Annotated in this window: 24 protein-coding genes and 1 pseudogene; 18 read left to right on the forward strand and 7 right to left on the reverse strand. The window is 69.2% G+C overall.

Annotated features, from left to right (window positions below):
• Positions 1-5 precede the first annotated feature (5 nt).
• The gene (locus tag G4G29_RS02410) at positions 6-1436 is read left to right on the forward strand and encodes a GH1 family beta-glucosidase (protein ID WP_183151723.1); all 1431 of its coding nucleotides are present in this window, start codon (positions 6-8) and stop codon (positions 1434-1436) included.
• Between the two features lie 123 nt (positions 1437-1559).
• Complete coding sequence (locus G4G29_RS02415; RefSeq protein ID WP_183152738.1) at positions 1560-2555, forward strand: LacI family DNA-binding transcriptional regulator; 996 nt, start codon at positions 1560-1562, stop codon at positions 2553-2555.
• A 92-nt stretch (positions 2556-2647) separates the two neighbouring features.
• Here the strand turns inward: G4G29_RS02415 and G4G29_RS02420 are convergent, their stop codons facing one another.
• Both G4G29_RS02420 and G4G29_RS02425 read right to left on the reverse strand, forming a co-directional pair.
• A complete protein-coding gene (locus G4G29_RS02420) occupies positions 2648-3589 on the reverse strand; it encodes a hypothetical protein (protein WP_183151724.1) in 942 nt (313 codons plus the stop codon).
• Between the two features lie 92 nt (positions 3590-3681).
• Positions 3682-4554, reverse strand: coding sequence for a DUF1266 domain-containing protein (locus tag G4G29_RS02425; RefSeq protein WP_183151725.1), 873 nt, complete (start codon positions 4552-4554; stop codon positions 3682-3684).
• Between the two features lie 125 nt (positions 4555-4679).
• Here G4G29_RS02425 and G4G29_RS02430 point away from each other — a divergent pair, with 125 nt between their 5' ends.
• Positions 4680-5360 carry a TetR/AcrR family transcriptional regulator gene (locus G4G29_RS02430; protein WP_183151726.1) on the forward strand — a complete coding sequence of 227 codons (681 nt, stop codon included), beginning with the start codon at positions 4680-4682 and terminating at the stop codon, positions 5358-5360.
• A 13-nt stretch (positions 5361-5373) separates the two neighbouring features.
• Here G4G29_RS02430 and G4G29_RS02435 read toward each other — a convergent pair whose 3' ends face one another.
• Entirely contained in the window at positions 5374-6030 is a 657-nt protein-coding gene (locus G4G29_RS02435; protein WP_183151727.1) for a GntR family transcriptional regulator, read from the reverse strand.
• Between the two features lie 152 nt (positions 6031-6182).
• Here G4G29_RS02435 and G4G29_RS02440 point away from each other — a divergent pair, with 152 nt between their 5' ends.
• The 7 genes and pseudogenes from G4G29_RS02440 to G4G29_RS02460 all read left to right on the forward strand — a co-directional run bounded on the left by G4G29_RS02440 (position 6183) and on the right by G4G29_RS02460 (position 12316).
• The gene (locus tag G4G29_RS02440) at positions 6183-7460 is read left to right on the forward strand and encodes an NRAMP family divalent metal transporter (RefSeq protein ID WP_183151728.1); all 1278 of its coding nucleotides are present in this window, start codon (positions 6183-6185) and stop codon (positions 7458-7460) included.
• 4 nt (positions 7461-7464) lie between these two features.
• Positions 7465-8232, forward strand: a complete 768-nt coding sequence (locus G4G29_RS02445; protein WP_183151729.1) for a 5-oxoprolinase subunit PxpA — start codon at positions 7465-7467, stop codon at positions 8230-8232.
• Positions 8229-9029 carry a putative hydro-lyase gene (locus G4G29_RS02450; protein WP_183151730.1) on the forward strand — a complete coding sequence of 267 codons (801 nt, stop codon included), beginning with the start codon at positions 8229-8231 and terminating at the stop codon, positions 9027-9029. Before G4G29_RS02445 ends, G4G29_RS02450 begins: the two co-directional genes overlap by 4 nt.
• Positions 9029-9409: a carboxyltransferase domain-containing protein gene (locus tag G4G29_RS23285; protein WP_258567029.1), complete on the forward strand. Its 381-nt coding sequence runs from the start codon at positions 9029-9031 to the stop codon at positions 9407-9409. The genes G4G29_RS02450 and G4G29_RS23285 overlap by 1 nt, the downstream gene beginning before the upstream one ends.
• Positions 9337-10323: pseudogene (locus tag G4G29_RS23290) on the forward strand (carboxyltransferase domain-containing protein); the annotation flags it as partial. The gene G4G29_RS23285 and the pseudogene G4G29_RS23290, both read left to right, overlap by 73 nt.
• 62 nt (positions 10324-10385) lie before the next feature.
• On the forward strand, positions 10386-10607 hold the full coding sequence (locus G4G29_RS23295; RefSeq protein WP_274601209.1) for a hypothetical protein: 222 nt from the start codon (positions 10386-10388) through the stop codon (positions 10605-10607).
• Positions 10604-12316: a biotin carboxylase N-terminal domain-containing protein gene (locus G4G29_RS02460; protein ID WP_183151731.1), complete on the forward strand. Its 1713-nt coding sequence runs from the start codon at positions 10604-10606 to the stop codon at positions 12314-12316. Before G4G29_RS23295 ends, G4G29_RS02460 begins: the two co-directional genes overlap by 4 nt.
• A 75-nt stretch (positions 12317-12391) precedes the next feature.
• Here the strand turns inward: G4G29_RS02460 and G4G29_RS02465 are convergent, their stop codons facing one another.
• Positions 12392-13720, reverse strand: a complete 1329-nt coding sequence (locus G4G29_RS02465; protein ID WP_183151732.1) for a solute carrier family 23 protein — start codon at positions 13718-13720, stop codon at positions 12392-12394.
• A 112-nt stretch (positions 13721-13832) separates the two neighbouring features.
• Between G4G29_RS02465 and G4G29_RS02470 the strand changes: the two genes are divergently transcribed.
• Together G4G29_RS02470 and G4G29_RS02475 are read left to right on the forward strand one after the other, a co-directional pair.
• Positions 13833-14096 carry a type II toxin-antitoxin system VapB family antitoxin gene (locus tag G4G29_RS02470; RefSeq protein WP_183151733.1) on the forward strand — a complete coding sequence of 88 codons (264 nt, stop codon included), beginning with the start codon at positions 13833-13835 and terminating at the stop codon, positions 14094-14096.
• Positions 14093-14488 carry a type II toxin-antitoxin system VapC family toxin gene (locus G4G29_RS02475; RefSeq protein WP_183151734.1) on the forward strand — a complete coding sequence of 132 codons (396 nt, stop codon included), beginning with the start codon at positions 14093-14095 and terminating at the stop codon, positions 14486-14488. Before G4G29_RS02470 ends, G4G29_RS02475 begins: the two co-directional genes overlap by 4 nt.
• 4 nt (positions 14489-14492) lie before the next feature.
• Here the strand turns inward: G4G29_RS02475 and G4G29_RS02480 are convergent, their stop codons facing one another.
• Positions 14493-15371, reverse strand: a complete 879-nt coding sequence (locus tag G4G29_RS02480; protein WP_183151735.1) for a phosphoribosylaminoimidazolesuccinocarboxamide synthase — start codon at positions 15369-15371, stop codon at positions 14493-14495.
• A gap of 77 nt (positions 15372-15448) precedes the next feature.
• Here G4G29_RS02480 and G4G29_RS21095 point away from each other — a divergent pair, with 77 nt between their 5' ends.
• Genes G4G29_RS21095 through G4G29_RS02495 form a run of 4 tightly spaced genes read left to right on the forward strand, consistent with a single transcriptional unit; the run spans position 15449 to position 18253 of the window.
• Positions 15449-15814 (forward strand): PadR family transcriptional regulator, encoded by a 366-nt coding sequence (locus G4G29_RS21095; RefSeq protein ID WP_244632336.1) that lies wholly within the window; start codon positions 15449-15451, stop codon positions 15812-15814.
• On the forward strand, positions 15811-16074 hold the full coding sequence (locus tag G4G29_RS21100) for a hypothetical protein (protein WP_244632337.1): 264 nt from the start codon (positions 15811-15813) through the stop codon (positions 16072-16074). Before G4G29_RS21095 ends, G4G29_RS21100 begins: the two co-directional genes overlap by 4 nt.
• Positions 16071-17624: a DHA2 family efflux MFS transporter permease subunit gene (locus G4G29_RS02490; protein WP_183151736.1), complete on the forward strand. Its 1554-nt coding sequence runs from the start codon at positions 16071-16073 to the stop codon at positions 17622-17624. Before G4G29_RS21100 ends, G4G29_RS02490 begins: the two co-directional genes overlap by 4 nt.
• A 53-nt stretch (positions 17625-17677) precedes the next feature.
• The gene (locus G4G29_RS02495; protein ID WP_244632338.1) at positions 17678-18253 is read left to right on the forward strand and encodes a GNAT family N-acetyltransferase; all 576 of its coding nucleotides are present in this window, start codon (positions 17678-17680) and stop codon (positions 18251-18253) included.
• Here G4G29_RS02495 and G4G29_RS02500 read toward each other — a convergent pair.
• Entirely contained in the window at positions 18237-19115 is an 879-nt protein-coding gene (locus G4G29_RS02500; protein ID WP_202045520.1) for an ROK family protein, read from the reverse strand. The two genes, G4G29_RS02495 and G4G29_RS02500, sit on opposite strands and share 17 nt — an antisense overlap.
• Positions 19073-19453 (reverse strand): hypothetical protein, encoded by a 381-nt coding sequence (locus tag G4G29_RS20475; RefSeq protein WP_202045523.1) that lies wholly within the window; start codon positions 19451-19453, stop codon positions 19073-19075. Before G4G29_RS20475 ends, G4G29_RS02500 begins: the two co-directional genes overlap by 43 nt.
• Before the next feature lie 135 nt (positions 19454-19588).
• On the opposite strand from G4G29_RS20475, the gene G4G29_RS02505 reads away from it, so the two are divergent.
• A complete protein-coding gene (locus G4G29_RS02505; protein WP_274601210.1) occupies positions 19589-20617 on the forward strand; it encodes a Gfo/Idh/MocA family oxidoreductase in 1029 nt (342 codons plus the stop codon).
• Between the two features lie 154 nt (positions 20618-20771).
• Positions 20772-22091, forward strand: coding sequence for an extracellular solute-binding protein (locus G4G29_RS02510; protein ID WP_183151738.1), 1320 nt, complete (start codon positions 20772-20774; stop codon positions 22089-22091).
• Positions 22092-22093: the final 2 nt, after the last annotated feature.

Consider the following 22093-nt stretch of genomic DNA (forward strand, 5'->3'; position numbering starts at 1 on the left):
CCCCTATGACCCGCTCCTTCCCCGAGAACTTCCTCTTCGGCGCCGCGACGGCCGCCTATCAGATCGAGGGTGCGGCGTTCGAAGACGGCCGTACGGCGTCGATCTGGGACGCGTTCTGCCGGGTGCCGGGCGCCGTGATCGGCGGGGACGACGGCGATGTCGCCTGCGACCACTATCACCGGTACCCGCAGGATGTCGCGCTCATGAAGGATCTCGGGCTGGAGACATACCGCTTCTCGACCTCATGGTCGCGCGTGCGACCGGACGGCGGAGCGGTCAACCCGGCCGGTGTCGACTTCTACGAGCGGCTGGTCGACGAACTCCTCGCCGCCGACATCCTGCCCTGGCTCACCCTGTATCACTGGGACATGCCGCAGGCGCTGCAGCATGCCGGTGGTTGGACGAACCGCGACACGGTCGACCGGTTCCTCGAATACGCCGGCACGATGCACGATGCGCTCGGCGATCGCGTGAACGTGTGGACCACGCTGAACGAGCCGTGGTGCTCGTCGTTCCTCTCCTATACGGGCGGTGAGCACGCCCCGGGGCACACCAGCGTCGCCGAGGGACTGCTCGCCGCGCATCACCTGCTGCTCGCACACGGGAAGACCGTGCAGGAGCTGCGTGGACGTGATGCCTCCCTCAACCTCGGCATCACCCTGAACCACACGGTGGCCGATCCGGCCGACCCGCAGAACCCTGCCGACGTCGACGCCGCCCGTCGCGTGGACGGGCAGTTCAACCGGTGGTTCCTCGACCCGATCTACCGCGGCAGCTACCCTGCCGACATCGTGGAAGACATCCGTGCGGTGGATGCCGACGCGGTCGCGCAGTTCGAGGCCGCCGTGCACGAGGGCGACCTGGAGACGATCTCGCAGCACATCGACACCCAGGGCGTGAACTACTACCACGGCGACCTCGTGTCCGGCACGGCCCCGGCGGAGGCTCCGGCCGCGGGCGGACCTGCGACTGCACGCCCGGTCCGCAGCCCCTATCCGTCGAGCACCGGCATCCATGCGGTCGAGCGAGGACTCCCGCGCACGGCGCAGAACTGGGAGGTGCAGCCCGAGGGCCTCACCCGCCTGCTGCAGCGCGTCTGGACCGAGTACGCCGAACCCGCGGGCACCGTGCTCTACATGACCGAGAACGGTGCGGCGTATGACGACGTCGTGGTGGTCGAGGAGGGCGAGACGCGGGTGCACGACGCCGAGCGCACCGAGTTCCTGCGACTGCACCTCGGAGCGGTGCTCGACGCCGCCGAGGCGGGTGTCGACGTGCGCGGCTACTTCTACTGGTCGCTGTTCGACAACTTCGAGTGGGCCTGGGGCTACGACAAGCGGTTCGGCATCGTGCGGGTCGACTACGACACCCAGGAGCGGAGCGTGAAGGATTCGGGCCGCGAGTACGCGCGCATCATCTCCACCAGGGCGCTCTAAGGGGCGACGCCGAGTCTCGGACCGAGTGAGCGGCGGCGGGGGCAGATGGCGCCGTTTGCGCGATTCGACACGAGATGCCCACCCGACCGGTGAGAATAGGGCGATGGAAGAGTGCGTACGCTGATGTCGCCCCGAGCGACCATCGAAGAGGTGGCATCCGCCGCCGGTGTCTCCCGGTCGACCGTGTCGCGGGTCGTGAACGGGTCGACGGCGGTGAGTCCGGAGGCGCTCGCCGCCGTGCGCGCGGCGATCGACGAGCTGAACTACGTGCCCAACAGGGCCGCCCGCTCCCTCGCGTCGCGACAGACCCATGCGATCGCGCTGATCGTCCCCGAAGACACGAACCGTTTCTTCGGAGACCCGTTCTTCGCCGCGATCGTCGCGGGGATCACGGGGGCGCTCGGTGGCTCCGACTACCTGCTGAACCTGCTCATCGCCAGTGACGACCCCGGCGACAAGATGACCGGGTTCGTGCGCAACGGCGGGGTGGACGGCGCCCTGATCGTGTCACATCACACGAGCGACGCCTTCATCGACAGGGTGGCCGACGCGGTGCCGGTCGTCTACGGCGGGCGGCCGGTGCGCCGACATGAAGGCGATTACGTCGTCGATGTCGACAACGTGGCAGGCGCCCGCGAGGCGACGCGGCGGCTGATCGACATCGGACGGAAACGGATCGCGACGATCTCCGGCCCCGTGACGATGGTCTCCTCGGGTGATCGCATCCAGGGCTTCCGCGCCGCGCTCGCGGATGCCGGGCTCACGCCGTTCGCGGAGGAGGAGGGCGACTACAGCGAGGCCAGCGGAGCGGACGCGATGCGACGCATCCTCGACGTCGGCCGCCCCGATGCGCTCTTCGTCGCCAGCGATCTCATGGCGAGGGGCGCGCTGACGGTGCTGCGCGCCGCGGGTGTGCGCGTGCCGGAGGACATCGCTCTGGTCGGCTTCGACGACTCGTCCGTCGCCGTGACGACCGATCCGCAGCTCACGACCATGCGGCAGCCGATGTACGCGCAGGGCGAGGCCATGGCCCGGATCCTGCTCTCCCGTCTCGCCGGCGAGGATCCGCCGCAGACGACGATCCTGCCGACGGAGCTCGTGGTCCGCGCCTCGGCCTGACGTCGATCCCGCGACCGGTATGGACACGGGCACGCCCCTGGCGCCCCCTCCGGGCCAGGGACGCACCCGTGCGTCTGGTTCGGCTGAGCGTCTCAGCCGAAGATCGATGCCCGCAGATCACCGCCGAACAGGGTGAAGGCGGTGATGCCGGCGGTGACCAGCAGCGCCGCGGCCGTTCCGGCGACGGCGAGGAGGGAGATCCCGCGGCCGCCGAGCCGCTGCCCACGCAGTCCGACGGCGACACCGGCCTTCGCGGCGATCGCTCCGGCCGCGTCGTCGCGGTACAACTCCGTGCGTGCGGCGAACCGGCGATGGAACTCCTCGGCGAGCACGACCGTGGCGGCCATGGTCTCGGCGCGGTCGAAGCGGGTGCTCGCCGGAAGATACACGTACAGCCGATCGGACACGAGCTCGATCTCGGCGCCGGAGCCGAGGTCGAGCACGCGCGCCATCAGGTCGGGCGTGAAGATGTAGAGCGCGTCCTGCTGGTAGCCGTCCGGCACGATCAGGCGGAACGTCTTCGCGAAGTCTCCTTCGAGGTCCAGTCGTGCGGCACCGCGCCCGAGGCCCAGCGTCGGGATGATGCTGCGGGTGCGGTTGGCCAGCACTATGTGCGGCACCGACGACGGCAGCGGCAGCTCGACGAAGGCGAACGGCCGCTGGATCGTGGCACGCTGCTGTCCGCGCGACACCGAGTGATGCATGCCGAGCTCGAACGGCATCCGTTCGTCGTCGCACGCGACGATCCCGCGTTCCCGACCGTGCGCGACCCGCGCGAAGGCGGCACCGGGGCGACGCGTGCGCTCGAGCGCGTCGGCGTACGCCCATCCGTTCTGCCAGGCGAACGCGGCGATCTTCACCCGGCGGCCCACCCCCACGGCGTACCAGAGGAATCCGCCCGCGGCGAGGAGCGTGTACCCCACGACGACGACGCCGAGGATCGGCGCGACCGTGAGGATGTCGCCGCGTCCGAGGAACCACAGGCCGGTCAGCATCGCGGCGGCGAACAGCAGCACCGCGGTGAGGATGACCAAGAACCGGCGATGCGGAGGGATTCCGCAGAGCCTTTCGTACGCGAGGATGTCGCGGAGACCCGCGCCCCGTCGCAGCGGTTCCAGGTCTACGGCTACAGGCTCCATGGCAGCGTCGCCCAGGGGCCGTTGCGCTTCTCGGACATCGCGGCCTTGAAGTCGGACCATCCATCACCGAACTTCTCGAACGACTTCTCGTCGACGTTTCCGTCCGACCAGTGCATGACCCGACCGACGAGGTAGCTCAGCCCGAAGTCGGCCCAGGACGTGAACGCGGGACGACCCTCCTCGTTGATGCGGTGGATGATCCCTCGGGCCTCCGTCACGTCGCCGTGACCCAACGCGACGCCCCAGGTCGTCATCGCGACGGCCTGTCCGAGCGCGTAGCCGTCGAGCGTCCGCACGAAGAGGTCGGGGGTGACGACGTCCTTGCCGACGCGCTTGCGCACCTGCGCCTCGGAGTACTCGATCGAGGTCACGAAGGTGCGGGCGTCGCGCTTGTCCCCGCCCTCCTGCACGATCGCGGCCAGCCATTCCTTCGCCTTCGGAGTGCGCCCGAGGCGCTCGGCGAGTTCCGCGCGCACCGCGAGGTACAGCATCCACACCTCGCGCCGACGACGGGCGCCCGTGAGCCGCTCGATGTTGGCCAGCCAGTCGCCACGGGTGTGCACTCCCCACTGCTCGACGAGCACCTTCTTCTCGCGATCGCCGAGGAGCGACGCCTTCGGGTCGTTCCAGAGGCCGGACGGGAGGTTCACGATCTGCAGGAAGCCGAGCGCGATCTCGTCGGCCTCGGTGTCGGTCGTCGTGAACTCCGGTGCGGCCTTGACCTTCGCGTCGGGCAGGATCCAGACCACGAGGAAGAACAGCACCACGGCGCCGACGACGGCCCAGACCCACCACTGGCTGATGAGCCATTCGAAGATCGACGTGATGCTGTTGAAGTCGACGCTCGCGAAAGAGTGCATGGTGCTCCTGGAAGTGGGGTGGCGCGTCCGCTATTAGATTGAACGTACATTCAGTGAGTAATCTATACGTCAGGGGACCGATTCGGAAACACCGCAGCCGACGGATCTCAGGAGGTGGACGCCGCATGGCACGCACCGACGCGCAGAATCGCCTGGCCAGAGAACGCGCGCGGGAGAACATCCTGCAGGCCGCGATCGAGGTGTTCAGCGAGCGCGGCGTGTCGGGCGCGAGCATCGCCGAGATCACCTCCAGGGCAGGCGTCGCCCAGGGGCTCGTGAACTACCACTTCGGCGCGAAGGACCAGCTCGTCGGCGCCGTCATCGACCGGTGGTTCGAGACCGTGCTCAGCTTCGCCCGTGTCGAGGGCACGCCAGACGAGATGCTGGCCGCGGTCATCGACGGGGCGCTCACCGCGACCGCCTATGCGATCCCGCTGCAGCGCGCGGTGCTGGCGATGCAGCAGCAGCCCTCGACGCACCGGCTCTTCGCCGAGTCGGAGGCGCGGCATGAAGAGGCGGCGACCGCGGCCGAGGATGCCGTGCGCGACCTGTTCCGCGCGCGCGGCGCGGACGACCCCTCCCTCGAGGAGGTCATGCTCCGCAGCACACTCGAGGGCGTTTTCGTGAAGGCTGCGGTCTTCGGCGAGACCTATCCGTTGGAAGAGGCCAGGCGGTGGATGCATCGCCGCTACGGTCTGCCCGATCCGACGACGCCCATCGTGCCTCCGGTCCCGCTGCGTGACGGTGAGCCGCGCCCGCGCGCGACCGCGGCGCTGTCTCCGGAGCAGCGGAGCCAGGGCGACTGAGGGTCGCGGCGCCTCAGGTCAGGTTCATGCGGGCGAAGGCGCCGAGGACCACGCGCTCGGACTGCACGAGATACCTCTCGAGCTCGGTGGCTCCCGCGTGCGGACCCCGGTTGAGGAAGGTGTCGAGCACGGCCCGGTTCTTGCGGACGAAGGGCTCGTGGAGCGAGCGAGGATCGTCGATCTTCAGGAAGGCCAGTCGCAGCTCCGCCGCGACGTCGCGGTAGGTGCGCGCGAGGCGGGGGCTGTCCGCCAGGTCGACGAGCGCGACGTGGAAAGCCATGTTGGCGCTGCCGACCGCGCGCCAGGCGGACGCGTCGTCGTGGCCTGCCCCGGTGCCGGCGGCCTCGGCGGCGTCCACGGCATCCTTCATCCGCTGGACCGCGGGGTGCTCGGGCTCCGACTCGCGAAGGGCCGTGCATTCGATCACCCGGCGCGCCCGGTAGATGTCGATCACGTCGGCGATGGCCGGAGACGCCACCGAGACTCCTCGGTGGGGGATGTGCTCGACCAGCCCCTGCTCGGCGAGGACGCGGAACGCTTCGCGGAGCGTGTTGCGCGACACGTCGAACTGCTCGGCGAGAGTCGACTCCGACAGGCGGGAGCCCGGGGCGAAGTCGCCGTCGATGATGCGCTGACGGAGCACGTCGGCGAGCATGCCCTGCTGGTTCATGCCTTCATCGTAGGTGCCCGGGGCGGCGAGGATCACAGAAACGCAACCACGCCGTAGCACGATCGAAACATGATTGTTGAACAATCCTCTCTAATACGTTCTACACTGAGTGTCTATCGACACCCACCAACGACGATGGGAATCCCCCGCACATGTCCGATCAGTCCCCCGCATCCTTGTCCCCCGAAGACGAGACCCGCCTTGCCACCGCGAAGAAGCGCGCGGGCCGCAGCGCCGTCATCGGCGCGATCTTCCTCATGGCCACCAGCGCCATCGGCCCCGGCTTCATCACGCAGACCGCCACCTTCACCGCGCAGATGGGCGCCGCGTTCGCGTTCGCCATCCTCGTCTCGATCCTGATCGACATCGCGGTGCAGCTGAACGTGTGGCGCATGATCACCTCCTCGGGAAAGCGTGCGGGCGAGCTCGCCAACAGCGCCATCCCCTTCTCCGGGCACGTGATCGCCGTCCTCGTCGTGATCGGCGGTCTCGCCTTCAACATCGGCAACATCGCCGGAGGCGGGCTGGGGCTCAACGCCCTGCTCGGCATCGACCCCAAGGTCGGTGGCGTCCTCACCGCCGGCCTCGCGATCATCATCTTCCTGATCAAGAAGGCCGGCCGGGTGATGGACATCGTCCTCATCGTCCTGGGCATCGGGATGATCGTGATGACCCTGATCGTCGCCTTCGTCTCCCAGCCCCCGATCGGCGAGGCGCTGCGGCAGACCTTCCTGCCCGACGAGCTGAACTTCGCCACGATCACCACGATCGTCGGCGGCACCGTCGGCGGGTACATCACCTACTCCGGCGCACACCGCTACCTCGACTCCGGCCACACCGGCCCCGCGCACGCCGGTCCCGTGATGCGCGCCGCCGCCAACGGCATCCTCGTCACCGGAATCATGCGTTACGTGCTGTTCCTCGCCATCCTCGGCGTCGTCGCCTCCGGGGTCGCGCTCGACCTGTCGAGCCAGGCGGCGAACCCCGCTGGTCAGGCGTTCGGCGCGGTGCTCGGCGACGCCGGATTGCGCATCTTCGGCGCCATCTTCTGGGCCGCGGCGATCAGCTCGGTCATCGGTGCGGCGTACACCTCGGCCACGTTCCTCTCGACCTTCACCGCGAAGCTCAAGGGAGGCTGGGCGCTGCAGCTGGCGACCGTCGCCTTCATCGTCGTCTCGCTCATCGTGTACCTCTCCATCGGCACGGCGCCGGCCGCCATCCTCGTCTTCGTCGGCGGTTTCAACGGACTCATCCTGCCGATCGGTCTCACGGTGTTCATGTACATCGGCTGGTTCCGCCGCGACCTGCTCGGCACGAAGAAGTACCCGATGTGGCTGCTCGTGGCGGGTACGCTCGTGACGCTGCTCACCTGGTACATGGGTATCGTCTCGGTCGGCCCCATCTTCGCCTTCCTCGGAATCGGAGCGTGATCGCATGACATCCATCGACCTGAACTCGGACCTCGGCGAGAACGTCGCCGATCGGATCGTCAGCGACGATGAGAGCATGCTGCGCATCGTCACGAGTGCGAACGTGTCGTGCGGGTTCCATGCGGGCAGCCCCGAGGGCATCCGCGAGACGCTCGCGGCGGCCGTGCAGGGCGGCGTCGTGATCGGCGCGCACCCGGGCTACCGCGACTACGAGAACTTCGGGCGCACGAAGGTCGACATCGACTCGGCCACCCTTCAAGCGCATGTCGAGTATCAGCTCGGCGCTCTGCTGGGCCTCGCCTCCGCGGTCGGCGGACGGGTCTCGTACGTCAAGCCGCACGGCGCGCTGTACAACACGATCGCCCGCGACGAGCGGCAGTCGAAGGACGTCGTGGCGGCGATCCGCGCGATCGACCCGAGTCTGGTCCTGCTCGGCCTCGCGGGCGGCGTCGTGCTCGACGTCGCCGAGCGTGCCGGTCTCGCCATCGCGGCAGAGGCCTTCGCGGATCGGGCATATCAGCCGGATGGTCAGCTCGTCTCGCGCACCGAGGCCGGCTCCGTGCTGCACGACCCCTCCGAGGTCGCGGAGCGCATGGTGCGTCTCGCGTCCGACGGCGTGATCCGGGCGATCGACGGCTCCGACGTGCCCGTGGTCGCGCAGTCGATCTGCGTGCACGGCGACAGCCCTGGTTCGGTCGCCATGGCTGCGGAGACCAGGCGGATGCTGCAGGATGCGGGCATCACCATCGCGCCGTTCGCGGGCGCGCGATGACCGTTCTCGCCACCGCCGAGCAACTCGCCGACGCCCGCGCCGCCCGTGCCGCCATCAGGGCGGGGCGCGCCGAGCCGACCAGCGGAGTCGCCGTGGGGCTGACCCAGGCGAACCTCATCGCCGTGCCGGCCGACTGGGCCTTCGAGACTCTGCTGTTCACGCAACGGAACCCCAAGCCGTGCCCCGTTCTCGAGGTCATCGAGCAGGGCGATGTGGAGTCTCGGCTCGCGCCGGGCAGCGACATCCGCACCGACATCGGCCGGTACCGCATCTGGCGCGACGGCGAGCTGGCGGAGGAGGTCGACGATGCGACGGAGGTCTGGGCAGAGCACCCCGACCTCGTCGCGTTCCTCATCGGATGCAGCTTCACGTTCGAATCGGGTCTCGTTCAGGCGGGGATCCCGATCCGCCACCAGGAGCTCGAACGGAACGTGCCGATGTACCGCACGGCGGTCGCGTGCGTCCCGGCGGGGCGCCTGAGCGGTGAGATGGTCGTGTCGATGCGTCCGATCGCCGCGGATCGGGTGGCCGATGCCGTGCAGATCTCGGGACGCACTCCCGCGGTGCACGGCGCTCCCGTCCACATCGGCGACCCCGCGTCGCTCGGCATCGTCGACCTGGCGCACCCCGACTTCGGAGACGCCCCCGAGGTGCGCGAGGGCGAGGTGCCGGTGTTCTGGGCGTGCGGTGTCACGCCCCAGGCCGCGATCATGGCCTCGAAGCCGCCGTTCGCCATCACACACGCCCCGGGGTACATGTTCATCACCGACGTCCCGGATGCGGAGTACATCGTCTGATGCGCATCCTCACGGCATCCGATCGGGCCCTGCTCGTCGAGGCGTCAGACCTCGACGAGGCCATGCGGCTGAACCTCGCCTGGGAGGACGTGCCTGGCATCGTCGAGCGCATCCCCGGAGCCAGGACGGTACTGGTGCGCTTCGATCCCCTGCGCGTGTCGGCGCGAGAGCTCGCGGCGGTGCTGTCATCGACACGGGTCGACGCGGATCACCTGCCGGAGACCGGAGAGGCCACTGTGCCCGTGAGCTACGACGGGGAAGACCTCGACGAGGCGGCTTCTCTGCTCGGCGTCTCGACGGGGAGCTGGTGCACCGCCACCTCGCCGCCGACTGGAGGGTCGCGTTCTCGGGCTTCGCCCCCGGGTTCGGCTACGTGGTGAGCAGCGACCCGCTCTTCGACGTGCCGCGCCGAGCATCGCCGCGCACCCGTGTGCCCGCCGGCTCGGTCGCGCTGGCAGGGCAGTTCACCGGGGTGTACCCGCGGGAGAGTCCGGGTGGCTGGCAGCTCATCGGCCGCACGGACGCCGTGATGTGGGACATCGACCGCACTCCTCCCGCGTTGCTGTCACCCGGGACGACCGTGCGGTTCGAACACGTCAGGGCGAGCGCTCGACTCGGCGGAGACGGAGGCAGCGACGAGGCACTGCGTGCGGCCGCGCGACCTGCCGATGCGGATGTTCGCGGCCTTGGCGCGAACCCCGCCGTCGAGATCGTCCGCCCCTCGCTGCAGCTGCTGGTGCAGGATGCCGGGCGCCCCGGTTATGCGGCGCTCGGAGTCTCGGCGTCCGGGGCCGCCGACCGCCGCGCGATGCGCGACGCCAACCGTGCCGTGGGCAACACGACCGAGGCCGCCGTGTTGGAGAGCGTCGGGGGAGCGGTGCTGCGGTTCCACGGCCCCGGTGTCGCCGCTGTCGCCGGGGCACTCGGCACGATCACACTGACCGAAGCTGATGGCGCCGTGCGCGACGTCACGCACGGAGAGCCGTTCGCCACGGTCGACGGTGACGAGCTGACCCTCGGCCACCCTGAACGCGGGCTGCGCTATGTCATCGCGGTCCGCGGCGGGGTCGATACGACGCCGGCGCTCGGCAGCCGCGCCGCGGACACGCTTGCAGGACTCGGGCCGATGCCCCTGGCGGCGGGCGACCTGGTCCCGATCGGCGATGCCGCCGCACACCCGGTCGAGCTCGATGCCCCGGGGCGAGAGCTCCCGGAACCCGGCGACGTCGTCGACCTGGAGATCACCCTCGGCCCGCGCGACGACTGGTTCACACCGGCGGCGCTGGCGACTCTCACCGGTCAGGACTGGACCGTCACACCCCGCTCCGATCGCGTCGGAATCCGCCTCGAAGAGAGGTGCCCCTCGAGCGCTCCACCGGGGGCGAGCTGCCCAGCGAGGGCGCGGTCACCGGTGCGATCCAGGTGCCGCCCGACGGGCAGCCCGTGCTGTTCCTGCCCGACCACCCTCTCACCGGCGGCTATCCGATCATCGGCGCCCTCACCGACAGCAGCCTCGATCTCGCGGGCCAGCTGGCACCGGGCGTGCGCGTCCGCTTCATCGTCAAGGAGACCTCATGACAAAGGTGCTGATCGCGAACCGCGGAGAGATCGCCGTGCGCGTCGTCCGCGCCTGTGCCGAGGCCGGGTACACCTCGGTCGCGGTGTACGCGGACCAGGATGTCGATGCCCTGCACGTGCGTCTGGCCGACGAGGCCGTGGGTCTCGGCGGCGATACCGCGGCGACGACGTACCTGTCGATCGACGCGCTGCTCGCCGCCGCGCGCGAGTCCGGAGCAGACGCCGTGCACCCGGGGTACGGGTTCCTCTCCGAGAGTGCGGCGTTCGCGCGGGCGGTGGAGGGCGCTGGACTGGTCTGGATCGGACCGACGCCCGACAGCATCGACGCGCTCGGCGACAAGATGACGGCGCGACGCATCGCGCAGCAGGTCGGGGCTCCGCTCGCCGCGGGGACCGACGAGCCGCTCGCCGGCCCGGAGGAAGCCGTCGCCTTCGCCGAGCAGCACGGACTCCCGATCGCGATCAAGGCCGCGTTCGGCGGGGGCGGCCGCGGGTTGAAGGTCGTACGCGAGCTGTCGGAGGTCGCCGAGGCCTTCGATGCCGCGACGCGTGAGGCCATCGCGGCGTTCGGCCGCGGGGAGTGCTTCGTCGAGCGCTTCCTCGAGAGCCCACGGCATATCGAGGTGCAGGTGCTCGGCGACGGTCGCGGCGGTGTCGTGGTCGTCGGCGACCGTGACTGTTCGATGCAGCGGCGCAACCAGAAGCTCATCGAGGAGGCCCCAGCCCCTGGACTCTCACCCGAGCAGCGGGCACGGTTCCACGAGGCGGCACGGTCGATCTGCGGCGCGGTCGAGTATCGGGGTGCGGGGACGGTGGAGTTCCTGCTCGCGGCGGACGGCACGATCTCGTTCCTCGAGGTGAACACGCGGCTCCAGGTCGAGCATCCGGTGACCGAGGCGGTGACAGGGGCGGATCTGGTGCGCGAGCAGTTCCGGATCGCATTCGGCGAGGGACCGTCTTTCACCGAGACGCCCGAACCGCAGGGGCACGCCTTCGAGTTCCGCATCAACGCCGAGGACCCCGGCCGCGGTTTCCTGCCCAGCCCCGGTCGAGTCGAGAAGCTCCGGATACCCGGGGGTCCCGGTGTGCGCTGGGACAGCGGCATCGATGAGGGAGACGTCGTCGAGCCGGCCTTCGACTCGATGATGGCCAAACTGATCGTGCTCGCGGAGACGCGTGACGCCGCCCTGGTGCGTGCGAGACGCGCGCTGCGGGAACTCGTGGTGGAGGGCCCGGCGACCGTCATCCCGTTCGACCTGCGGGCGCTCGACGACCCGGCGTTCGCCACCGAGACCTTCGCGGTGCACACGCAGTGGATCGAGAGCGCCCTGCTGCCGAAGCTCGAGATGCAGCCGCGGTCGGCAGCCGTGGCGGATGCCGGGTTGCAGCGGTTCCCCGTCGAGATCGACGGGCGACGCGTGATGCTCGGTCTGCCCTCGGCTCTCCTCGCCGGTCTCGGGCGTCCGGCGGATTCCGCGGCGGTGGCATCCGTCGCCGATCCGACGGAACTGCGCTCGCCGGTGCCGGGAACGCTCGTGCGGTGGCTCGTCGACGACGGCGCCGAGGTGGCGGAGGGCGACCCGGTCGCCGTCCTCGACGCGATGAAGATGGAGACCACGGTGCCCGCGCACCGCGGAGGCACCCTGTCGCAGCGTGCCGAACTCTCGGCGATGGTCGCCGCGGACGGGGTGCTCGCGGTCATCTCCTGAGACGCTGCCGCGAAACGCGAAGACCCCGGTTGCCTCGTGAGAGGCGGCCGGGGTCTCGTGCGTGCGCTGTCCTGCCTACGCGGGGTCGCCGCCGAGCGGGCCGACGGCCTCGAGGGGCTTCGGGTCGTCGGCGCCGGTCTTGCGCAGCCGGGCGATGAGGTTGCCCAGGTGGTAGATGAGGATCGCCGCGACCGTGGCGATGACGATGCCGCCGAGCTCGAAGCCGGATGCCTCGTCCTTGATCATGAACCCGCCGACGGCCATGATCAGGGCCACGGCTGCCGTGTACTGGTTGACCGGGCGCGAGAAGTCGACGCGGTTGTCGACCCAGATCTTGATGCCGATGACGCCGATCAGGCCGTACAGGGCGGTCGTCACGCCGCCGAGCACGCCGGCGGGCACCGAGTTGATGACCTCGCCGAACTTGGGCGACAGGCTGAGCAGGATCGCGGCCGCACCGGCGACCCAGTATGCGGCGGTGGAGTAGACGCGCGTGGAAGCCATCACACCGATGTTCTCGCCGTAGGTCGTGGTGCCCGACCCGCCGAAGAAACCGGCCAGGGTCGTCGACACGCCGTCGGCGATCAGCGCCTTGCCGGTCTGCTCGTTCACGGTCGCGTCACCCGTCATGGTCGCGACGCCGCGGACGTGGCCCACGTTCTCCGCGATCAGCACCAGCACCACCGGGAGGAACATCGCGAGAGCCGTCAGCGTGCCCGGCTCGGTGAAGTTCGGGAGGTGGAAGGTGGGCAGGCCGACCCAGTCGGCCTTCTCGACGGCCTCGAAGTTCAGTTCGCCGCGGAAGGCCGCGAAGATGTAGCCCGCGATCACGCCGAGGAAGATCGAGATGCGGCCGAGGAAGCCGCGGAACACGACCGCGAAGAGGATAGTGATCGCGAGGGTGAACGTCGCGGTCACGGGGGCTGCGGCGTAGTTGTTGTGCGCGGCCCCTGCGAGGTTGAACCCGATGAGGGCGACGATCGTGCCGGCGAGCACCGGCGGCAGGAAGCGGTCGACCCACTTGACCCCGACCGTGTGCACCACGACGCCGATGATCGCCAGCAGCACACCGACCGCGACGATGCCGGCGAGGGCGGTGCCCATGTTCGCGGAGGCGGTCGCGGCCGTGACGGGCGCGATGAACGCGAACGACGAGCCCAGGTAGCTGGGCAGCTTGTTGCGCGTGACGAGCAGGAACAGGATCGTGCCGACACCGCTGAAGAGCAGCGTCGTGGCGACCGGGAATCCGGTGATGATCGGGACGAGGAAGGTCGCGCCGAACATGGCGACCACGTGCTGGAGGCCGATCGCGATCGTCGCCGGCCAGTTCAGTCGCTCATCGGGGCGGACGACGGCGCCGGGCTCGACCGTGCGACCGTTTCCATGCAGCTTCCACAGGGCCATGCGGGCTCCTCAGGGTTCGGGGGATGGCAGGAGTGCTGGAGCAACACTACCGATTCCTGAGTTTTCCCTGAGCGCCGTCTCCCATGGTAGAAGGCGCGGTAGAATGGTAGACATGAGCCTGAACATCAAGAACGAGACGACGCATGAGCTCGTCCGTCGGTTGGCGGCCCTCACGGGGCAGAGTCAGACGGGTGCGGTCGAGGATGCGGTTCGTCGCCGGCTCGCCGAGTTGGAGCAGAGCCGAGAGGAGGAGATCGAGCGCAAGCGGGCGGCGATCGACGCCGTGGTCGCGCGAGCCCGACTCATTCCGCGGACGGGCCGCACCACAGAAGAGATCATGGATGAGCTCTACGACGAGGCGGGGATGCCCCGGTGATCGTCGATTCGTCGGCTCTGGTCGCGATCTTGATGGAGGAGGCGGAGGCAGCGGAGTTCTCCTTCCGCCTCGCGACGGAAGATCCCATGATCTCGGCAGCGTCGCTCACCGAGTGCATGATCGTCCTCCATGGCAAGGCCGGAGAGGGGATGGTGCGTGAACTCGATGTCTTGCTGCGCTCCGCTGCCGTGGCGGTGCTTCCGGTCGACGAGGCACAGGCGCGCCTGGCGGGAAACGCCTATGCGCGTTACGGCCGCGGATCGGGGAGCCCCGCTCGCCTGAACTACGGCGACTGTTTCTCGTATGCGCTCGCGATCACGCGCGACGAGCCGCTGCTGTTCAAGGGCGACGATTTCGTGCACACCGACGTGCGACGGATGGAGTCCGCCTGACGGCTCAGGCCCCCAGGCGGTCGATCAGCTCGCGGTAGCGGTCGGCGGTGCGCTCGACCACCTCGTCGGGAAGTGCGGGCGGCTCGCCCTGCTTGTCCCAGTTCGCGGCGAGCCAGTCGCGCACGATCTGCTTGTCGAAGCTCGCCATGCGCTCGCTCGGGGTGGTGCCGGTGCGCCAGGCTTGGGCGTCCCAGTACCGGGAGGAGTCGCTCGTGAGCACCTCGTCGGCCAGTCGCAGCGTGCCGTCGGCATCCGTCCCGAACTCGAACTTGGTGTCGGCGAGGATCAGGCCCTTCTCCTCGGCGATCGCGGCGGCCCGGGCGTAGATCGCGAGTGAGGTGTCGCGAAGCTCGGCCGCGCGGTCCGCACCGACCAGCTCGACGACGCGCTCGAACGTGATGTTCTCGTCGTGCTCGCCCATCGGCGCCTTGTACGCCGGGGTGAACAGCGGCTCGGGCAGTCGGTCGCCGTTGTGCAGACCGGCGGGCAGCGGGATGCCGCACACCGTGCCGCTCTCCTGATACTCGGCCCAGCCGGACCCCGTGATGTAGCCGCGCACGACGCATTCGATCGGCAGCATCTCGAGCGACTGCGCGAGCATCGCGCGGTCGGCGACGGCCTCGGGAAGCTCACCCTCGGCGATGTGGTCGGGGAAGTCGGAGAGCTGTGCGAACCACCAGCGACTCAATCGCGTCAGCAGCGCACCCTTGTCGGTGATGCCGGGGGAGAGCACGAAGTCGAACGCGCTGACCCGGTCGGATGCCACGACGAGGATGCGCGTGTCCTCCGGGTCTTCCGAGGCGTACAGGTCGCGGACCTTGCCCGAGTAGATGTGCCGCCAACCGGGGATGCTCTGTGCCGTGCCTTCTGAAGGGGTGCTCACCCGCCCATTATCCCGGAGTCCTGTGCGCGATCCCGCCCGATGGCTGTATAGTCCATGTGGACTATTTGAGAGGGATCATGAAGAAGGACGCCGTCGACACGCTCACCCCGCTGGGGGTGATGGTGCTCGCGCTGCTGCGCGAGGGCGACATGCACCCCTATGAGATGGTGCGGCTGCTCCGCGCGCGCCACGACGACCGTCTGCTCGCCGTCACGAACGGCACGCTGTACCACACGGTCGCGCGGCTCCAGAAAGCCGGACTGCTGGAAGAGGTCGGCGTCGATCGGGAGGGGAACCGCCCCGAACGCACGACCTACACGCTCACGGCCGCCGGACGGGAGGCGGTCGTCGCCTGGGTGCGCCGTGCGCTGCCTCGCATCGACCGCGACACCGATGCCCGCATCGCGCTCGCCGGGCGCACAACCTCGAACGCGACGAGGTGATCCCGCTCCTGCGTGAACGCCGTCACGCTCTCGCCGAATCGCACGTCCTGCACCGCGACGGCTTCTCCACGGCCGTGGCGAAGGGCGTCCCCCCGCAGGTGCTCGTCGAGATCGAACGACAGGAAGCGATGCTCGACGCCGAACTGCGCTGGCTCGACTCGCTGCTCTCCCGTCTCGAGTCCGACGCCATCCCCTGGGGTCCCTCCGCTTTCTCGAACTCCGAGCGCTACCGCGCTCAAAGAAAGGCAGCACGACAATGACAGAATCGGCGCGCGACGGCGGCTCCACGGCCTCCGTCCCCACCACGACCGGCACGTACTCCGCCGGTCACAGGCCCGCGAGCCCGTGGCCGGCCCTGTGGGCGTTGGTCATCGGCTTCTTCATGATCCTCGTCGACACCACGATCGTCTCGGTCGCGAACCCGGCCATCAAGGCCGCGCTCGACCCGAACACGAACAACCTCGACAACGTGGTGTGGGTCACGAGCGCATACCTGCTCGCGTATGCGGTGCCGTTGTTGATCACCGGTCGACTCGGCGACCGCTTCGGCCCGAAGAACATCTACCTCATCGGGCTCGCGGTGTTCACGCTCGCCTCGCTGTGGTGCGGCCTGTCGGAGTCGCTCGAGATGCTCATCGCCGCCCGTGCGGTGCAGGGGCTCGGTGCAGCGTTCATGACCCCGCAGACGATGGCCGTGATCACCCGCACCTTCCCGCCCGAGCGCCGAGGCGCCGCGATGGGCCTGTGGGGTGCGACCGCCGGTGTCGCCACCCTGGTCGGGCCCCTCGTGGGTGGTCTGCTGGTGGACGGGTTCGGCTGGGAGTGGATCTTCTTCGTGAACATCCCCGTCGGCATCGTCGCGTTCGTGCTCGCATGGCGACTGGTCCCGAAGCTCGCGACCCATCCGCACCGCTTCGACATCGTCGGCGTCGTGCTGAGCGCCGTGGCCCTGTTCCTGATCGTGTTCGGACTCCAGGAGGGCGAGAAGTTCGACTGGGGCGTGATCTGGGGGCCCATCTCCGTGTGGAGTCTGATCATCACGGGGCTCGTGGTGCTCGCCCTGTTCATCGTGCAGCAGGCCCGCACGCGCAGCGAGCCCCTCGTGCCGCTCGCGCTGTTCCGCGACCGCAACTTCTCCGGGGCCAACGTCGCCATCGCCGCGGTCGGCTTCACCGTGACGAGCATGTCGCTGCCGATGATGTTCTTCCTCCAGAGCGCACGCGGCCTCACGCCCACCGAGGCGGCACTGCTCCTGATTCCGATGGCCGTGCTCTCCGGCGCGCTGGCTCCGGTCGCCGGAAAGATCCTGGACCGGGTCGACCCCCGGATCATCCTCATCCCCGGCCTCCTCTGCGTCGCCGGTGCGCTGGTCTGGTACGCGGCCCTGATCAACATGGAGACGGAGATCTGGATGTTCCTGCTCCCTTCGGCGCTCATGGGTATCGGCAACGCCGGCATGTGGGGACCGCTCGCCACCACGGCCACGCGCAAGCTGCCGCCGCGTCAGGCGGGCGCGGGCGCCGGCATCTACAACACCACACGCACGATCGGTTCGGTCATCGGCTCCGCATCCATCGCCGCCTTCATGCAGTCCCGGCTCGAGGCGAACCTTCCCGGTCTCTCCGACGCCCCGGCCGGCATCGGCGGAGGTGCGCTGCCCCCGCAGGTCGCGGAGGGTTTCGCCGCTGGCATGTCGCAGTCGATCCTGCTGCCCGCGTCCGTGATCGTGGTGGCCCTGATCGCATCCCTCTTCCTCGGGCGCTACGACAAGGCGGATGCGGCTGCCTCCGAGCCCGCGCGTCCGGAGTAGCGTCCGGCGACCGGCGGTTTGCGCACGGGGACCGGATCTGGTCTGCTGAGGTGATGACGATCGCCCTCACCCGACCGACCATCGACCTCTTCGACTCCTGGGCCGCCGCCGTGGCCGAGTTCGACGGAGGACACATCGACGGTGCGGGCCTGGAGCAGGGGGTCGTGCCCGATCGGGCCGCGTGCGAGGCCTTCATCGCGATGGCGGAGCTGTACGCGACCCCGGGTGCCGCGCTGCCGGACGACCGCGTCCCGTGCGATCACTTCTGGATCACGGAGGGAGACCAGGTCGTCGGCTTCATCGCCTTCCGGCGCGAGCTCAACGACTACCTGCGGAGGTTCGGCGGGCACATCGGCTACTCGGTCATCCCGACGCGTCGCCGTGAAGGCATCGTCCGTGAGGCTCTGCGCCTGCTGCTCCGGGCGCGCCAGGGCCGAAGGCTACGACCGGGTGATGCTCACCTGCGACGACGACAACTCCGGCTCGATCCGCACGATCGAAGGCGCCGGGGGCGAGCTCGAAGGCGTGATCGACCCCTCGCAGGCCGGGGCTCCCCGCGTGCGGCAGTACTGGATCGCGATCCCGCAGGACTGACGCGGTCGGCGCCGCAGGTCACGCCTGCGTGCTGAAGACCGACGAGAGCACGAGCCCGGCCCCGCCCAGGAGAGTGATCTGGTCGGGGTCGTCGGCGAACATGACCGTCGGGGGGCGGCCGCGCTCCGGAGCGAGTCGGGTGACCCAGTTCCGGAGCGCGACCCGCATCGCCTCGCCGCCCGTGCAGGCGTCGCCGTGCATGATGTAGTGGCCGGGAGCCAGGATCTGCTCGTTGTTCGCGATGCCGATCGCCAGGTTCCTGGCGTAGAGGTCGAGCAGGGAGGACGCGCCCTCCGACCCGTCCTCCGCCAACGCGGCGAGGGCGCGGGAGTCGAGGGTCTCCGCACCGCGGAGTCCGGCTGCCGCTGCCCGATCGCGGAGCCAACCGAGGGTCGCGACCGTCTCCCAGCATCCGCGGCGGCCGCATCGGCACAGGGCGCCGTCCAGCTGCACGATCGTGTGGCCGGACTCTCCGCCGGCGCCGTTCTCCCCGCGCAGCACCTCGCCGCCGTGCACGATGCCGAAGCCCAGCGCCTCCCCGGTGTACACGGAGGCGAAGTCCTGCACCTCGCGGCCGAGTCCGAACCAGCGGTCGCCGAGCGCCTGCACGCGCGGGTGATGGTCCACGAGCGTGGTCGCGCCGAAGCGCTTCTGGAGGAGCGCGACGACGGGGAGCCCGTTGAGGCCCGGGGTCAGATGCATCGAGATGACGCTCCCCGTGCTGGTGTCGACCATGCCGGCCGCGGCGACGCCGATGCCGACCAGCTGCACTCCCGCGAAGCAGGCGTCGGTCACGTCGTGCAGCCGCTCGATGATCTCTTCGGCGGAGGCGTCACGGCTGTACTCGGCGCGGTTCATCTCGTGGATCGTGCCGTCGAAGGCGATCCGCGCAGCCACGACGAAGTCGGGGAGAGATGCACGGCTCCGAGCCATGGTCCGTCGTCGCGGAACCAGAGCGGACGGGCGGGCTTGCCTCCGGCCTCGGACGGCGCGACGGGGTCGCCCTCGACGAGGGTGGACGAGTCGAGAAGCGGCTGCAGGATCGTCGCGATCGTGGCCCGGTTCACGCCCAGCGACCTCGCCAGCTGAGCGCGGCTGGACGGGCCGAGGCGGTGCAGGGTCTCGAGGACCCGACGGCGGTTGGCTGCTCCGATCGCACTCGTGGTGATCAGGGGCCGACGCGCGGACTGGTCGGAGAACACCAGGTCGGGCTGAGATTTGCGGGACGGTGCCATGGCACCTGCCTTTCCGGTCGCGACGGGTGGCGGCGATGCTCCGTCTACGGATCAGTTTACAAGGAAGAATGTATGGTTTAGTGTCATACATACCTCGCGGCGCGCGGGACGATCCATGACGAAGTGGGGTAGGCAGTGAATCTGAGCAGGTCAGCACGAGTCGGAGTCATCGGCGGAGGGATCCGAGGCGGGATGTTCGCCCGCGCGCTCCAGGAGAACCCCGATGCGGAACTCGTCGCGATCTGCGACCGCAGCCCCGCCGTGCTCGCGGCGATGGTCGACCAGCTCGGAGTTCCGGGTCATGCGAGCACCGAGGACCTGCTGTCGGCCCACCCCGAGCTCGACGCCGTGGTGATCGCCACCCCCGACTTCGCGCATCGCGAGGCCGCCGTGCTCAGTGCCCGCGCCGGACTCCACCTCATGATCGAGAAGCCGCTGGCGACCGAGGTCGACGACGCTCGGGCCATCCTCGACGAGGCCGCGGCGGCGGGCGTCCGTGTCATGGTGGGCTTCGAGAACCGGTGGAACGTGCGGTACTCCGCCGTGCGCGACCGGCTCGGCGTCGACGGCGACCCCCGCATCAGCGCCCAGATCATCCACCTCAACGACACCGTGTTCGTGCCGACCGAGATGCTCTCCTGGTCGGCGAAGAGCTCGCCGGCATGGTTCCTCATGCCGCACTCCCTCGACCTGGCGTGCTGGATCGGCCGCACCACTCCCGTGTCCGTGTATGCCGTCGGCGCACGCGACCGGCTCTCGGACTCCGGCATCGACACCTGGGACCGCGTCAACGCCATCTTCACCATGGCGGACGGCTCGCACGTGGCGCTCAACTCCTCGTGGGTGCTGCCCGAGTCCATGCCCTCGGTCTTCGACTTCCGCTACGAGATCCAGTCCGCCGCGCACGTCGTGCACATCGACGGCGCCGACGATGGAGTGATCGACTACGGTGCCGACCGCGGACAGCTCGTGCAGTCGGCGGTGTACGAGCGTGCCGGCCGCATCCACGGCGTGCCGATCGACATGGTCTCCGACTTCGTCCGCCTCGTGCGCGGCGAAGAGGTCGAGGTGCCGGACGCGCACGACGGGCTGCTCATCACGGCGGCGATCGTGGCCGTGCACACCGCACTCGAGTCCGGACAAGTCGTCGACATCTCGGTCTGACCCCCCGCATCACCCCGCACCACCGCATGAACCTGCACCACCGCATGAACCTGCACCACCGCATGAACCTGCACCACCGCATGAACCTGCACCACCGCGTCACCCGATCCACGCGTCACCCCCATCGTCACGAACTTCACGAAGGAGCAAGGAAATGAATGCATCATCGTCGATGAGCCGGGGATTCTCCCGGCGTCAGGTCTTCCAGCTCGGCGGACTGGCCGTTGGCGCGATCGCCCTCGCCGGGTGCGCGCCAGGAGAGCAGCAGAGCGGTGCACCGCTCTCCGGCGGCGGCACGCCGTCCGGACAGATCAGCATCCTCGACGACAACACCAACAGCGTCTTCAAGGATCAGGCCATCGCCGCGTTCGAGAAGAAGACCGGTATCAAGGTGGTCACCTACCAGCAGGGCAACTTCAACGACCTGCACGACAAGATGGCGACGATGTTCGCCGCGCAGGACTCGTCGTTCGACGTCGTGATGACCTGGGCGGGATGGTCGGCCGAGTTCGGGCAGGCGGGTTGGCTCGAAGAGCTCGACTCCTCGGCGATCCCCAAGGACCTCATCCAGCCGGCCCTCGACGCCGTCTCCTGGCGCGGCAAGGTCTACGGCCTGCCGAAGTTCGTCAGTGCACAGACCATGTTCTGGAACAAGGACCTGTACGGCTCGGCGGGCCTCGACCCCGAAGTCGGCCCCGCGAACTGGGACGAGTTCGTCGCCGCCGCGAAGGCCCTGACCACCGGCGACCGCTACGGCTACGCCTGCGACATGGGCAACCCGGCCGGGGCGTACCAGAACTTCCTGCGCATGCTCCTGCTGAACGGGGGCGAGTTCTACGACGCCGACTACCGGCCGACCTTCGCGGGAGAAGAAGGCGTCGAAGCCCTCACCAAGCTCGTCGAGCTGCTGCAGGTGCACAAGGTCATGGACCCGTCGTCGCTGCAGATCACCAACGCCTCCGACCTCGCCGACCTCTTCGCCCGCGGCAACACCGGCATGGTGTTCAACTGGCCGTTCCAGTACGCGGTGGCCACGGCCGACGGCGCCGCGACCGCGGCCTCGGTCGGCAACGGCCTGCTCCCCGGCATCTCCGTGCGCTCGGCATCGATCGACGGCTCCGAGGGCTTCGCGATCAGCAAGTTCTCGAAGAACAAGGAGGCGGCGCTGGCGTGGCTGCAGTTCGTCACGACCGGCGACGTGCAGACCGACATCGTCGAGAAGGAGGGCTGGTTCCCCGTGTCGCAGACCGTGCTCGCCGACCCGGCCGCACGCGAGGCGCTGCCCATCCTCTCGACCTATGAGGAGTCGACGGACTACGTCACCAAGCGCTACGGGACCCCATGGTCCAACGAGCTCGACCAGGCGCTCTCCGTGCAGCTCATCAACGCGATGAACGGCAAGACGTCGCCGAAGGAGGCCCTCGCCTCGGCGCAGAAGACCGCGGAGGACCTCGTGAAGAAGTACCTGAAGTAGGG

The organism is Microbacterium sp. Se63.02b, assembly GCF_014171575.1.
Lineage (GTDB): Bacteria > Actinomycetota > Actinomycetes > Actinomycetales > Microbacteriaceae > Microbacterium.

What these genes read in the sequence shown, in the direction of transcription:
- G4G29_RS02410 (WP_183151723.1), top strand. Translation starts at nt 6, where the DNA reads ATGACCCGCTCCTTCCCCGAGAACTTCCTCTTCGGCGCCGCGACGGCC.
- G4G29_RS02415 (WP_183152738.1), top strand. Translation starts at nt 1,560, where the DNA reads ATGTCGCCCCGAGCGACCATCGAAGAGGTGGCATCCGCCGCCGGTGTC.
- G4G29_RS02425 (WP_183151725.1), bottom strand. Translation starts at nt 4,554, where the DNA reads ATGCACTCTTTCGCGAGCGTCGACTTCAACAGCATCACGTCGATCTTC.
- G4G29_RS02430 (WP_183151726.1), top strand. Translation starts at nt 4,680, where the DNA reads ATGGCACGCACCGACGCGCAGAATCGCCTGGCCAGAGAACGCGCGCGG.
- G4G29_RS02435 (WP_183151727.1), bottom strand. Translation starts at nt 6,030, where the DNA reads ATGAACCAGCAGGGCATGCTCGCCGACGTGCTCCGTCAGCGCATCATC.
- G4G29_RS02440 (WP_183151728.1), top strand. Translation starts at nt 6,183, where the DNA reads ATGTCCGATCAGTCCCCCGCATCCTTGTCCCCCGAAGACGAGACCCGC.
- G4G29_RS02445 (WP_183151729.1), top strand. Translation starts at nt 7,465, where the DNA reads ATGACATCCATCGACCTGAACTCGGACCTCGGCGAGAACGTCGCCGAT.
- G4G29_RS02450 (WP_183151730.1), top strand. Translation starts at nt 8,229, where the DNA reads ATGACCGTTCTCGCCACCGCCGAGCAACTCGCCGACGCCCGCGCCGCC.
- G4G29_RS23285 (WP_258567029.1), top strand. Translation starts at nt 9,029, where the DNA reads ATGCGCATCCTCACGGCATCCGATCGGGCCCTGCTCGTCGAGGCGTCA.
- G4G29_RS02460 (WP_183151731.1), top strand. Translation starts at nt 10,604, where the DNA reads ATGACAAAGGTGCTGATCGCGAACCGCGGAGAGATCGCCGTGCGCGTC.
- G4G29_RS02465 (WP_183151732.1), bottom strand. Translation starts at nt 13,720, where the DNA reads ATGGCCCTGTGGAAGCTGCATGGAAACGGTCGCACGGTCGAGCCCGGC.
- G4G29_RS02470 (WP_183151733.1), top strand. Translation starts at nt 13,833, where the DNA reads ATGAGCCTGAACATCAAGAACGAGACGACGCATGAGCTCGTCCGTCGG.
- G4G29_RS21095 (WP_244632336.1), top strand. Translation starts at nt 15,449, where the DNA reads ATGAAGAAGGACGCCGTCGACACGCTCACCCCGCTGGGGGTGATGGTG.
- G4G29_RS02490 (WP_183151736.1), top strand. Translation starts at nt 16,071, where the DNA reads ATGACAGAATCGGCGCGCGACGGCGGCTCCACGGCCTCCGTCCCCACC.
- G4G29_RS02495 (WP_244632338.1), top strand. Translation starts at nt 17,678, where the DNA reads ATGACGATCGCCCTCACCCGACCGACCATCGACCTCTTCGACTCCTGG.
- G4G29_RS20475 (WP_202045523.1), bottom strand. Translation starts at nt 19,453, where the DNA reads ATGGCACCGTCCCGCAAATCTCAGCCCGACCTGGTGTTCTCCGACCAG.
- G4G29_RS02510 (WP_183151738.1), top strand. Translation starts at nt 20,772, where the DNA reads ATGAATGCATCATCGTCGATGAGCCGGGGATTCTCCCGGCGTCAGGTC.